Source organism: Prevotella sp. 10(H) (genome assembly GCF_000711235.1).
In the GTDB taxonomy this organism is placed as follows: domain Bacteria; phylum Bacteroidota; class Bacteroidia; order Bacteroidales; family Dysgonomonadaceae; genus Dysgonomonas.
Map to the genome: position 1 here is coordinate 349138 of NZ_JOMI01000001.1, position 12992 is coordinate 362129.

The 12992-nt window shown below is 40.9% G+C and carries 17 protein-coding genes; 1 reads left to right on the forward strand and 16 read right to left on the reverse strand.

Features of this window, described 5'->3' with window-relative positions:
- Positions 1 to 12 precede the first annotated feature (12 nt).
- Positions 13 to 630, reverse strand: coding sequence for a hypothetical protein (locus K348_RS0101560; RefSeq protein WP_156032705.1), 618 nt, complete (start codon positions 628 to 630; stop codon positions 13 to 15).
- A 16-nt stretch (positions 631 to 646) separates the two neighbouring features.
- On the opposite strand from K348_RS0101560, the gene K348_RS19145 reads away from it, so the two are divergent.
- A complete protein-coding gene (locus K348_RS19145; RefSeq protein ID WP_231496723.1) occupies positions 647 to 832 on the forward strand; it encodes a hypothetical protein in 186 nt (61 codons plus the stop codon).
- Positions 833 to 887: 55 nt separating this feature from the next.
- Here the strand turns inward: K348_RS19145 and K348_RS0101565 are convergent, their stop codons facing one another.
- From K348_RS0101565 to K348_RS0101640, 15 genes are all read right to left on the reverse strand, one after another.
- Positions 888 to 1928 (reverse strand): carboxypeptidase-like regulatory domain-containing protein, encoded by a 1041-nt coding sequence (locus K348_RS0101565; RefSeq protein ID WP_029902255.1) that lies wholly within the window; start codon positions 1926 to 1928, stop codon positions 888 to 890.
- Positions 1929 to 2035: 107 nt separating this feature from the next.
- A complete protein-coding gene (locus tag K348_RS0101570; RefSeq protein ID WP_156032707.1) occupies positions 2036 to 3031 on the reverse strand; it encodes a hypothetical protein in 996 nt (331 codons plus the stop codon).
- Between the two features lie 17 nt (positions 3032 to 3048).
- Positions 3049 to 4038, reverse strand: coding sequence for a hypothetical protein (locus K348_RS0101575; RefSeq protein ID WP_029902258.1), 990 nt, complete (start codon positions 4036 to 4038; stop codon positions 3049 to 3051).
- Between the two features lie 193 nt (positions 4039 to 4231).
- Positions 4232 to 5254: a hypothetical protein gene (locus K348_RS0101580; RefSeq protein WP_029902260.1), complete on the reverse strand. Its 1023-nt coding sequence runs from the start codon at positions 5252 to 5254 to the stop codon at positions 4232 to 4234.
- A gap of 83 nt (positions 5255 to 5337) precedes the next feature.
- A complete protein-coding gene (locus tag K348_RS0101585) occupies positions 5338 to 6348 on the reverse strand; it encodes a hypothetical protein (RefSeq protein ID WP_029902262.1) in 1011 nt (336 codons plus the stop codon).
- Between the two features lie 46 nt (positions 6349 to 6394).
- A complete protein-coding gene (locus tag K348_RS0101590; RefSeq protein WP_029902264.1) occupies positions 6395 to 7015 on the reverse strand; it encodes a hypothetical protein in 621 nt (206 codons plus the stop codon).
- Between the two features lie 161 nt (positions 7016 to 7176).
- Positions 7177 to 8004, reverse strand: a complete 828-nt coding sequence (locus tag K348_RS18685) for a hypothetical protein (RefSeq protein WP_156032709.1) — start codon at positions 8002 to 8004, stop codon at positions 7177 to 7179.
- 102 nt (positions 8005 to 8106) lie between these two features.
- The gene (locus K348_RS0101600) at positions 8107 to 8694 is read right to left on the reverse strand and encodes a sugar O-acetyltransferase (protein ID WP_029902268.1); all 588 of its coding nucleotides are present in this window, start codon (positions 8692 to 8694) and stop codon (positions 8107 to 8109) included.
- A gap of 158 nt (positions 8695 to 8852) precedes the next feature.
- Positions 8853 to 9362, reverse strand: coding sequence for a hypothetical protein (locus tag K348_RS0101605; RefSeq protein ID WP_029902270.1), 510 nt, complete (start codon positions 9360 to 9362; stop codon positions 8853 to 8855).
- Positions 9363 to 9772: 410 nt separating this feature from the next.
- A complete protein-coding gene (locus K348_RS0101610; protein ID WP_029902272.1) occupies positions 9773 to 10204 on the reverse strand; it encodes an SRPBCC domain-containing protein in 432 nt (143 codons plus the stop codon).
- Positions 10205 to 10216: 12 nt separating this feature from the next.
- Positions 10217 to 10609, reverse strand: a complete 393-nt coding sequence (locus tag K348_RS0101615) for a VOC family protein (RefSeq protein WP_029902275.1) — start codon at positions 10607 to 10609, stop codon at positions 10217 to 10219.
- A gap of 33 nt (positions 10610 to 10642) precedes the next feature.
- The gene (locus tag K348_RS0101620) at positions 10643 to 11071 is read right to left on the reverse strand and encodes an SRPBCC domain-containing protein (protein ID WP_029902277.1); all 429 of its coding nucleotides are present in this window, start codon (positions 11069 to 11071) and stop codon (positions 10643 to 10645) included.
- A gap of 247 nt (positions 11072 to 11318) precedes the next feature.
- Positions 11319 to 11723 carry a hypothetical protein gene (locus K348_RS0101630; RefSeq protein ID WP_029902278.1) on the reverse strand — a complete coding sequence of 135 codons (405 nt, stop codon included), beginning with the start codon at positions 11721 to 11723 and terminating at the stop codon, positions 11319 to 11321.
- The gene (locus K348_RS0101635) at positions 11720 to 12028 is read right to left on the reverse strand and encodes a hypothetical protein (protein WP_029902280.1); all 309 of its coding nucleotides are present in this window, start codon (positions 12026 to 12028) and stop codon (positions 11720 to 11722) included. Before K348_RS0101635 ends, K348_RS0101630 begins: the two co-directional genes overlap by 4 nt.
- A 2-nt stretch (positions 12029 to 12030) precedes the next feature.
- Positions 12031 to 12990, reverse strand: coding sequence for a hypothetical protein (locus K348_RS0101640; protein ID WP_029902282.1), 960 nt, complete (start codon positions 12988 to 12990; stop codon positions 12031 to 12033).
- Positions 12991 to 12992 lie beyond the last annotated feature (2 nt).

Below are 12992 nucleotides of genomic sequence, written 5' to 3' on the forward strand. Positions count from 1 at the left end.
AACTTAACAAACTTACAACTTTGGAGAGGAAATAGCCCCTCCCTTGGAGGGGTTGGGGAGGCCAACCCGCTTCCATTCCTTTACTTTCAGTATAAATTTATCGCTGTCCAGTATTTTCACCACATTCTCAACCTTTGCCGTGGCGCCGTTTCGCAACAGATATATATTGCCTGTGACTCCTACCTGATTGCCTGCGGCTTTATTCCATTCCACATAGTTTTTTATCTCTTTCAGGTGATAAGTGCGGTCGGAAGTAATCAGTACCGGGTTTCCGTCGCGGAATTCCGCTGTGCCTTTCAGTGTTGCCTGTTCGTCCGCAGGAGCATTGTCCAGTCTCCACTGCGCATTCCTGATAAGGCGGTGGACTCCCATATAAGTGCCGGGAGGTATATTACTGACGGGGGCGTTGCTCCAGTCAGTTTCATGCAGATAGCCACTGACAACGACTTCGCGCTCGAGCAGGGAATCGGGCCAATGCGTTATTCCGTCGATAAGGTAAGGTGTATCATCAGCTATTTTTAATTCGGCTCCGGCTTTGGCATTGATTGCCTTTCCTGATAGTATTACTCTCTGGCTATATAGAGTGGTATAGCCTGATAGAAGGAGAATTATTAAGATGATATATTTCATTATCCTATTGATTTTTATGCTCATTCTTTTACTGCGCGAATTACTTCTTTTCATTTTGGCATCGCCCAAAACGAAACAAAAGGCTAGTGCTTCGTTCCCCGCCGACCTGTCAACGGCTTGCCGACTGAAAGTGACAAACGGGCTATCGCCCCGTCCCTTTCTACGCCGCCTGTACCGGACAGGTGCCCGCCTTGGGAACTAATGCACGGGAAGCTGACGCACGACAAGAAATAATAATTTATAAAAATACAAATCCCCTACCAGCGACGGCCGCCCCATTGCACAGGCTCTTCTTCGAGTTCGACACTCATTACTTCATAATCAATTTTTACGGCCTTTTTCTTATATCCCAAATAAGTGAATATAAGTGTATCGCCATAACGGGCATCTATCGTAAACATGCCGTCTATATCGGTATATGCCTGCGTCTTCGTTCCCATAACACTTACTACTACACCGATTAAAGGCTCTGTATTATCGCGCACACTACCTGTGACGCACGTAAACTCGGGCGTAATAAGTTGTATATCCGCTACAGGCCCGTCTGCTATGTGTATACGAGGAAAAGCACCGGGCTTGGAAAACAGAATTTCGTCACCTTTGGATGCTTTTATGCAGTAGCGTCCGGCAGCATCGGAGACAGTGCTTTCGCCTGCCGTCTTATTTACAATATAAATATTGGCGTATGGCTTCCCTTCAGGATTAGTAACGGTTCCCTCTACAAAGAAACTTGTACGGGCAATTACCACTGTGCGATAGGCGAAACCGCCCGATTCCAGTCTGTTGCGGGTGCTTTTCTGTATATCGAGGGAGGCTATATCTGAGGGAGTAAGGCGGACAAAGGTATCATAAGGTACCGTATCGCTGTCTATGACGTATATGGCATCGAACGGCTTATGCTGTACCAGATGCAGGTCGCTGGCAGGCAGGACGTATTCCCTTACGTTGCGCATCGAACTGATTACTTTTTGGTAATATGTATCGTTAGGAACCTGCGCGTCTGTTTCTTCTTCGGGCTTTACGATCCTTACATCGGGCATCTTCTTAATGGCAGTAATACGCTGTTCGGGATAGTCGCGATAGGTAAATAAGAGCTGGTCACCTTTAGATGCACGTATCTCATAGTTCCCGTCGAGGTCACTGGCTGTTCCTAGCCCCGAATTCTTATTCACGACGGATACTCCCACAAGGCTGAAACCGAGTTCGTCCGACACCGTGCCTTTCACAGCGAATGTTTGCGCATGGCTGCACAGGGCGAAAACGAAGAATAGTATTGTCAGGGGGAAGCGCCTTCTCATATTGTTGGTTTTGTATTTGTGTAAAGATATAACTTTTTGCAGAATATTATAAAAGCGCACGGAAATGAATTCGGTGCGCTTCTGTTTATTAATATGTATGTAATCCTTTATTTTTCTTTCACCAGATATGTCGGATACATCTTTTTTATTTTTGTGCCGCTATCGTCTGTGTTATTGGCCGAATTGCTGTAGTCTGTAAATACGCTCCTACTCTTAAAAGTTTCTATTACTTCAACCGGAAAATTATTTTCATCGTTATATTTATATGTATATTCGAACACATTGGTGTTCACATTCTCCCACTGCTGAACCGAGCCGTCAGCAGTTGCACCCGGATACTTTTTCGATACCTGCCTGTATTCCATAGAGGTGATCTCAGTGCTCATCTGGTGGCGCATTACGTCGGCAGGGAAAAAAGAAAGGAAGAGCAAAGAATATTCGAGAGGTATGAGAGAATAAATATTCGATATTTTCGACTGGTTAACCACAGGTGTGAAAACGGTATATAGTTCCAGATAACCGTCTGGTATTTGCATCGACTGATCTATAGTGAAAGTCTGCACATTACCTTTATCGTCGTATTTTAAATCATAGGAAAGATCACTCGCACTTTCGCCTTGCACGCTAACCTTCACGATATGTCCCGATGCCCATTCGTATGACTGCGTACGGTTTGTTCCGTTGCCTGCCGAAGCATATTTTATAAGTTCTGTTACCTGACCACTGTCATCATATACAAATTTAAATTGGTATGTCCGTTCTTCCTCGTCCTCGTCATAATCATAGATATCTATGCATTCAGTAACCGCGGTATTCCCACTACGGGTGAGAGTAAAAGAAACTCTGGAATCTAATTCCCCCTCATCGTCATAAGTCTGTCTTACGGCCTTGGTCAGCCTGTCATTCTCATCATAGGTAAATTCAAGATAAGGGAGCTTCTTGTTTTTTATCTCCGTTTCTATTTTTGTAAGCAGAACGTTCTTGGTAGTTCCCGGCTTGGGATCGGGTTCAGGATCGGGTTTCGGCTGTGTGTCATCGTCACTGCAGGCTGCAAAAAAGATTGCTACGAAGAGCAAACAGAATAAATTTCTTAATTGTTTCATAAATTTTGTGTAGTTAATTATTTCATCTCTTTTACCAGATATGTCGGATACAATTTCATGACTGTAATTACATTATCCTCTTCAAAGTCTTCGTCCGGATTTAGATAATCTTTAAATTTAGTTGTAGTAGTCAGGGTCTGGGTTACTTCCGACGGCAGGCCGTTATCCTCATATACGTATGTATATTTATAGTTATTCAGCTTGTCTTTTTCACCCAAAATATCCAAATCCTCGTAATTTTCATTCGGATAGGTTTTTTCTGAATATTTATAATCGAATGATGTTATCTCGTTACTGATCTGGCTGCGCATAAGGTCGCCCGGATACTGAGCGAGGAAAAGCAATGTCACTTCGAGAGGTATATGCGAAAAGAAATTCGTTAGCTTCGACTCGTTTATTGTCGGTGTGTAGGTTTCTGTATTATAATTATAACGGTCATATTCTCCTTTTACTAATGCTGAAATACTAAGCGGTTGCGGAATACCCTTATCGTCGTATTTTATTTCATAAATATTAGCCTTGTTACTTAAAGCATCCATATTCACCTCTGTTATCTGTCCATAGGCCCACTTGTACGTCTGCGACTCGCTTTTTGTTGTTCCGTCCGAAGCGTATCGAATCTTCTCTGTTATCTGACCGTTTTCGTCGTATACAAATCCGAATTTGTTATGCACCTGATTGTCGGGCGCGGTAGCCAAAACAAAGGAAGCATCGGCAACAGCATTGTTTTTCCCGTTGCGGGTAAGGGTAAAAGACTCGGTAGATACCAGCACCCCGTCTTCGTAATTCTTTTTTACGGCTGCTGTAAGCAGGTCATTGTCATCGTATGTAAATTCCATATACGGTACTTTCTGGTTATTTACCTGCAATTCTATTTTTGTGACCAGTATTCTTTTTGCAGGATCGGGGTCGGGATCAGGGTCGGGTTTCGTATCATCGCTGTCGCTGCATGCTGCGAAAATGACTGCAAAAGCCAGCACCCAAAAGAGGTTCGTTGATTGTTTCATAATTTTTGTGCAGTTAATTTGGTTAATTAAATGGTATCATAACCGATACTCCGGACATATGGATACAAACTTAATAAAAAAAGATATATTGTGGATAAATGTTAAATTATAAAATTCATTTTGGATTATGTATATAAAAAAAGCGCACGGTAGGTTGTGAGCCCGTACGCTTTTTCAGATAGATTAAGTTGTTTTATTTTTTGTCTTTTTCTACAAAAACCGGATATAGTTTGGCAAAATAAGGCTCATGATTTGTTTCTGAATCATGATCAGAATTCTCATAGTCGATAGTTATATGCCTCGATGAATATGCACGTATAACTTCTGAAGGCAAACCACCATCGTCGTATTTATATGTAGTCTCGTAGAATAATTCGGTTGAATATTCCGAGAGCAAAATTTCTTTCGACGAGTTATTATAGTTTTTATATTCAGATTTAAAAATCTCCTTCGATATTTCATTTACACATTGGCTTTCTATTACCTGATAATCGAAATCCTCTTCGCCATCACCATCTACAATAAAAACATATTCTTTTGGCCATAATGAGAAGAAATTCGTTTTCTTAGAAGTATTAACGAAAAAGCTGAAACTGCTGTTATGCGTGTTATCGGATGGGATATCCTCGGGAAGTCTCGAAATTGTAATGAGTTTTGCATTACCTGCCGCGTCAAATTCTACTTCTGCACTTTCCGAATCATCTTCAAGTAAAAGCTGTTTATCTATTCTGATCACCTTACCGTCAGCCCATGTATACGTGAATACAAACTTTTTTGTTTTATCATCCGAAGCATAAACTATTTTTTCGATAATGTTATTCTTATCATCGTATATAAGCTCCATTTTGATTCTGCTTTGAGCATCCTCATCGTCATCCTCACTTTCATCATACTGCATGATAGCGGTAACCGTATTTCCATTCCTTGTCAATGTTGTTGTTGCAGAATAATCTAATTCTCCATTAGAATTATAACCATTTTCCACAGCTTTACTTAATTGATTATTATCATCATAAGTAAATACTCTGTAAGGAAGCTTTTTATCACCTATCAATATATTGATTTCGGTCATCAGTGTTACTTTCTCTGTCGGGGTTTCTCCACCGCCGTTATTTCCACCATTCTTGCCTCCGTTACCATTGTTGTCATCGTCGTCTCCACATGCAACAAACAGGCACACACATAGTGCCCAAAGCGTTGTTTTAATAAATTTCATAAATTAAGTTTTGATTAATAGTAATTCTCTTATTTGTCTTATTATTTTAAATATAAACACTTAAATGCCAGAACTATGACATATTATTTTTTGTCTTTTTCTACATATGTAGGATAAAGTTTTGTTACTTCAGGCCCTTTGGTTGAGCTGCTATTATTCGTATCATCTATATAATCTTCTATGCTGTATGTACTTAATTCACTCTCGGTGAATTCTGTAGATAAATCGTTTGCATCATATGTATAATTATACTCGTTGGTATGTTCGGAAACAGTTTTACCTATCAGGTTAGTCATATCCGAATCCGAATATTTTTTTCTCTCCCATGTACTAACAAATTTAGTAACTTCATTTGCCGACTGCGCTTTTAAAAATCCTTCTCCATCATCTCCCGATACGATTAACGAATATTCGATAGGCATTAGAGAATAAAGCCTTTCCGGCTTCACTTTATTCACAGAGAGAGTATATGTATCTGTATCTATGTTCAGGAAGCTCTGTCCTGATTCCGTATATACTACTGTTATTGGCAAGGCATTCCCGTCGGCATCGCGTTTCACTTCGTACAAGTCCGCAATTGGTTTGCCTTCTTCCGATTTACTTACTTTCACTATCTTTCCGTTAGCCCAAGTATATTGAAATACCTCATCTTCTGTACCGTCCGAATTATAGATTTTCTTTTCGATTATGTTGCCGTTATCATCATATTTCATTTCAATCTTTTCTGCTTCATCCTCGTCTTCTTCTCCGGCAACAGTTTTGGATACAGAAGTTATAGTCAGTAATTTTCCGCTTCTCACGAAAGTCATAGTAGTAGCGCCTTCGAGAGTGCCATTTTCAAAATGCTCATATTCCACTACTTTTGTCAGTTGATTGTTGTCATCGTAAGTGAATTCAAGATAAGGAAGCTTTTTATCACTATCCATTTCCATTACCTGAAGTTCTGTTATCAGTGTTACTTTCTCTGTCGGGGTCTCTCCACCGCCGTTATCTCCACCATTGTTGCCTCCGTTACCATTGTTGTCATCGTCGTCTCCACATGCAACAAACAGGCACACACATAGTGCCCAAAGCGTTGTTTTAATAAATTTCATAAGTTAAGTTTTGATTAATAGTAATTCTCTTATTTGTCTTATTATTTTAGATATAAGTAATGGAAGATGTATAGCTATCAGAAGCTGTCTGTTCTTCAATACTTATAGGCAAGACATTCCCGTTTGTATCCCATTTTAGTTCATATAAATCTTCAAACGGTGTCTCATCCTTTGCTTTGATTATCTTTACTATCTTACCTTTAGCCCATGTATATTGATATACTTCTTGGAGCCTGCCGTACGAGTTATATCTTTTCTTTTCAATGATGTTGCCGTTGTCGTCGTATTTCATTTCATACTTTTCGGATTCATACAGGTCTTCCTCTCCGGCAACATCCCTGAATACTGAATTCACAGTCAGCAGTTTTCCGTTTTTCACAAATGACATTGTAGTAGCGCCTTTGGCTTTGCCATCAAAATATTTATATTCCACTACTTCTGTCAGTTGATTGTTGTCATCGTAGGTGAATTCAAGATAAGGTAATTGTTTCTCTTCAATAGTTTTTTTCAATTCTGTAATCAGCGTTACTTTCTCTATCGGAGTTTCTCCGCCGTCATTATTACCGCCATTGCCTCCGTTATCGGTGTGGTTGTCGTCATCATCTCCACACGCAGATAACAGGCACACGCATACAATCGCCCACAGTATAGTATTCAGTAATTTCATGAACTTGTGTAATTTATAAAAATTTACGTCTCGTTTGTTTTGTTAAGATACGGGTGCAAATATAATTCTTTATTTTATTAAAAATATGGTAAAATTTGTTTTTAACAGTAAGGAAGTATAATGAAAAAGCGCGGTGGTGTGCCGCGCTTGTATAGAATATATCAACAATCAAACTCATAGCCCGACTCGCCTGCACATCTTACTATCTCGCCCTCTACGGCCTGCGATGAAAGGAACAGTTCTACCCGCCGCGACTCATAATCGCGCCCTACACTGAATATGAAATCGATGCGTCCGTCCTCGTCCAGATCGCCCATCCACAAAAGTTCTACAAATGTATCGTTGAAGGACGGAATAGCAATAAGCAGTTGTTCTCCCTCTACGCCATGTTCCGAGAGGTACAGGCGGTAGTTTATTACCTCGTCCCAGCGTGCAGGCTCTTCATTGTCACCCATATAGACCTTATCCTCATTAACTGTAACCCCGTCGCCACGAAGCGTGTATATCCGCCCGTTGAAAGTATATGTATATTGTTCGCCCACCCATATATGCTTATTCCTTTCGTTTACAGGCAGGCTTTTTATATGGGCTTCTTTCGGCTGCAACCCTTTGATAAGGAAAAAGCTACCCCGCTTGGATGCTATATAAGTCGTGGAATCCTGCAGGCAATCGTCATAAAATTTTCCGACCTCCAGTTCGGCCTTATGTAAATAATATTCGCCGCTGACAGTATCGCGATAGAAATCGTACCACTCTTCTTCAAACATATGTGCATAGTCTTCCGGCTCTGTTCCGCGGTATCCGGCCGGCTCTACAAAGCCGATATTACCAAAGCTGAAATCGGGCAACAGTAATGTATCGGGCTGTATATTTATGGATTGTACAGCAGAGATAATGCTGTCGGTATCGGAAGCCTGTTCTTCGGTATTGGTCTTGCGGCAGGCGGCTGCGGAGATGACAAGAAGAAGTAAATATATAATGTATCGCATATAGTTCATAATATTTGTGTCTTGTTTTATAAAGAACTCTGTGTTAATCTTTTTGCTCTGTGTTAAAATAAAATATTTCTTTCCGCTCTGGCGAGAGAAAATCTATGCCATCTTATATTTCCCCTTATCCTCGTCCGTAATCTTACGTATCACCCTGCACGGGTTACCCACTGCCAGCACTCCTTCGGGAATGTCTTTCGATACGACACTCCCCGCGCCTATCACGGTATTGCTACCGATATTCACTCCCGGCAATATATTCACCCCTGCACCTATCCATACATTGTCGCCGATGGTAACGGGATAGGCATATTCCAGCCCTTCGTTGCGCTGCTGCACATCGAACGGATGGCCGGCCGTATAGATGCCCACATTGGGTGCAATAAATACATTGCTGCCGATGGTGACCATAGCCCCGTCGAGAATGACAAGATTCATATTGGAAAAGAAATTCTCCCCTATCTCGATATTGTAACCGTAGTCGCAATAGAACGGCGGTTCTATAATAAACTCTTTTCCGGCACTTTTCAGCAGCCCGCGTATGATTTGTTGACGCTCTTCTGTCTTCGAGGGGTGCAGATGATTGTAGTGGTATAGAATTTCTTTGGCTTTTTCCCTGTCGGAGATTATTTCTTTATCGTAATTGGCATTGTATAGAAGGCCTTTTGCCGCTTTCTCTTTTTCCGTCATATATTCTTTTCGGTTTGCTAATTGTTTAAAATCAGCGCCTAAGATAGTTAAATTAGACAGATTATCTGTAAAGGACAATCAGGTTTTTACATACGACAAAGAGGCAAAGGAAATTCCCCTGCCTCTTTTACGTGCATTCAGCTCTTTGTTTAATAATTCTACTTAGTTATGGTAACGACAAACGATTCGTCCGAATATCTCTTGCCGTCCACATATATTATTTTATGTACCGAAGGATCGGTCCTTTTTTCATTCCATGTAATGTAAAGGTCGAATTTTATGTCTGTCTGTGTACCGTCGCCCCATTCTATTGTGAATTTCTCATCCCTATAGTTACTTTCAGGGCTGAACTCGCCGAAAAACAAGGCATTAGAGCCTTCTTCGAGCTGGTATGTCCTCAGATCTAACGGGTCTGGCATATTATATTTAGGTGTTTTCCTGTTAAATTCCTTTCCGTCATATTTGACTACGATATCATTGTCGAGAATATTCTCTTCCGTTTCGGGATTGAGCAGATCATGTCCTGACTGATCCACGACTTTAAATATAACACTGTAGTTAATGAAATCCCAGATTATGCGATCGCCGTCATCTTCCTCTAATTTTTCATCTGCGCAGCTTGCAAACAAAAACATCACCGAAGCGAGTAACAGAAGTGCTTTATTCATGACATTTTTTTTGTATAATTAAGTTAACGAGTACATCTATATATAAGATGCGCAATGGGTTAAATAAGTTGCATGGGATTTTAACTTTTTTGATTGATTTTTTAGTAAAAAATATTCCTTTAATTTTAACGCGCCTGTCGGCTTGTTTTTCATTTTGGCATTGCCCAAAACGAAACAAAAGGCTAGCGCTTCGTTGCTCGCCTATCCGAAATAGACTCAGGAAATACACCCAGCGGAAGTAGCATAGAACGAAACGGGGCGATAACCCGTTCCCTTTCAGCCGCTAAGCCATTGGTGGGTCTGCGAGGGTTAAAGCCTTATTTTTGTAATTTTTTATTAAGAAAAAAATTATAAAAAAAACGCAGGCAATACCCATTACCCGCGTCTTTACTATATACTACCAAAACCGTTTACTTTTCGTTTATTTCCACATAATACTTGAAGCGGTCAAGAATAGCCTGCCAGCCCTCGCGCTGCTGCTCTTCGGAGTTTTCGCCTTCGAGTTCGAATGTTTCGGTGATTATGGAGCCGTCGGCCTCGTTTTCTTCGAAGTGAACATGTACCTGCCGGCCGTCGCCAAGGATATAATCTATCTGTTTATTGATTTCCACATTGTCATATATCCCTTCGAAGTTGAAGCCTTCGCTGGCATCTAAAGCTTCCATGCGGTAATTGAACCGACCGCCCGGTTGCAGGTCGCTAACGGCACTGGTGGTATGCCAGCCGTCCGAAGCAGCATTCCATTGCATGACATGCTCGGGGTCGGTCCAGTAGTCCCAGACTATATGAGCAGGTGCATGCACCTGAACCTGAACTGTAATAGATTTTCTTTTCTCTTCCATCAGTTTATTTTATTATTTCATAGAGTGCAACCCGAAAATATTGCCTTCGGTATCTACGCAGAGCGATATAAAACCGTGTTCGCCAATTGAAAATTTCGACTTATGTATTTCGCCTCCTGCCGACCTTACACGGCTTTCTTCTACGGCGCAGTCGTCGCAGCCGAAATATACAACGGTGCTGTTCGCCCCTGCATCCATATCCTTCATCCAAACCAATGCTCCGGGAGCATTGGGCGCATTCTGGTCTTCGGCATAAGGAAAAGTTACCATTTTGAAATCCGTGGAGTTCTCCATCGGCATATCCGACAATTTCTTTTCCAATACTGTTTCATAAAAATTGCGCGCCCGATCGATATCGCTTACATATATTTCGAACCATACTACCGGATTTACAGTTGTTGCCATGTCGTTAAATTTAAATTGTTACTAAATACATACTCATCTCGCTAAATAGTCTTTCAGGTTTTCACCCAAAATCTCTTCCCATCCCTGTTCGTGATCTTCCCGTGAAAATCCTTCGCCTGCATCTGCAAAGTTTTCAGTTCCGAAGTGGGTCAGAGTCACTTCCGTACCTTCGGGTACAGATTCCATTTCCCATTCTACGACCGATTCGCCTTCGCTGTCTTCAGGGTGTGTCCAAGTATAGACAAGCTTTTTTTCGGGTTCGATTTCAATTATTGTACATCGGTGGTGATATGTGCGCCCGTCGAAAGTTACGCTGAAATTAAATTCAGAGCCTTTGTGCAGGGTGAAATCATCGATATCGAAATACCATTCCCGCATCTTGTCCTTATCGGTAATCGCTGCCCATACCTTAGATACCGGAACAGGATATGTTTTCTTTATTATAATAGGAGTGTTGTTCATGAAGCGAAAAATTATGAAAGTTACTACTTCTCTTTTCGGTATAAACAGAGCAGAGATTGTGTATGTTCAAAAGTCTAAGTTAATAATAATGAAGCAGTAGTTAATTTTAAATCTTATTGATATATGTTCATATATCTGCCCCGTTTTCTATACTTTGACACAATAAAAAACAAGGGTAAAATCCGATCTTATACTTTGTGATAATAGAAAGGAATTTACCCTTATTTAGTGTGAAGTGCTATAAGAATCAGATTTTTTTCCTGAGCCACCTCACCCCTACCCACCCTGCCAATATCAGCAACAGTATTCGCCCGCACCATACCTGAAAAGACTGGAACGAACTGAGGCGGTTTACTTCCTTCTCCACCTCGACCGGATATGGCACCTGAATAGTATCGCTGACAAATACCGAATCTCTGAGAATTTTATCCCTGTACAGATATTTATATTTCTCCAGCCAGACTGTATCACCCTTTATTTTTATCAGCACCGAATCGTGCAGGTAAACCGAATCGCGCCACAACCGGTCTTTATATTCCGTGCGGACAGACTCGACGGGGACATGTACGATCCGTGTTTTACATCCGGCAAAACAGATCATTAGAACCGTCGGGATTATAAGCCCCGACAGTATTCTGCACAGCCGTATCATGCGAATGTTCTTAATGGTGTGGCAGGAGTCTCTTCGGTGAAATTCTTAAAAAGAGGCTTGTATTTCTCTGAAAGGAATTTCACATTGAATAAATAATCACTCCATACGGGTTCCTGTTCGGTACCGGTAATATTACCATCTTCATCTATGGTGTTTACATGTGATTCATTCATATCCACTACCCCGATAATATCTATCGAAATATACCAGTCGTCATAATTCTGCAAATCGGTAAGGTCGGCAACGCTTTTGAAAGCTTTGATTAATGAGGTTTTGTTTTTACATGAATAGTATTTTGTTTCCATGACTAATATATAATTAATAGTTGTATTCTTTCATTATTCATGATACTATGAATATTCCATTCTCCTTCAGGCACAGTCAGGTTCTTTTCATCTTTGTTGGTTTTGATATACACCGCCGACTCTTCGGTCATAGTATAGCTCATCAAGTCGGCGCTACGGGTCGCCTGAGAAGTTGTTGTAGGAATATATGATGTCGCTTCGGTTCTATTTCTTTCCTGTTGAGGCATAGCGTATCTGACTGCCTTATTAGCATTATCAACAGAATTTAGACCCGGATATAAACCCCAAAATCCATTGTTGGCAACGTTTTCTAATTTGTAAGTTACTATCGAAGCTGTACCATCGGGTGAATGGTTGCAGTATTTTTCTGCCTGAATTCTTCCCGGAGATATACTTGCATTTCCATATAATACTTCACCAATTCCGACAGCCCCAGATATTTCATATCCTTGTGCGTTATATGCCATAATGGAGCTCGAACCTCCGAGTTGCTTTTTAAGCGCAATACTTATTATCATTGGAGAGGTACTGTTCCATCTTATTTGTTGGAAAGAATTACTGTTATTGCTTGCAATCTGTACAAAATCTTGATATCCGAAAGCTAATTCGTCAGTCTGTGTTATTGTGATATTACCGAGATTCCCCGGGCCAGTTCTTATAAAATAGTTTGTCGATTGAGGCTCCATTAATAATCCTGGTATGCCCGTCAGATAATCTATTCTCGGAATATTTACCGCTGCTGATTTGATAGTGGAATCACAATCAAAATAAGTAGCACTGGTTGCCCTTGCAAAATCAAATACCACAGGCTCACCCGTCTTATTATCCATTGCATATACTTTCCCTTCCGAAACGGCGACAGGCAGCAGTATTATTTTTGCATCACTCTTTATCCGGGGATCGAGATCGTTATATAGCTTCCTTAACTGAGCCTTGTCGACATCGACATGTAATGCCGACAAGG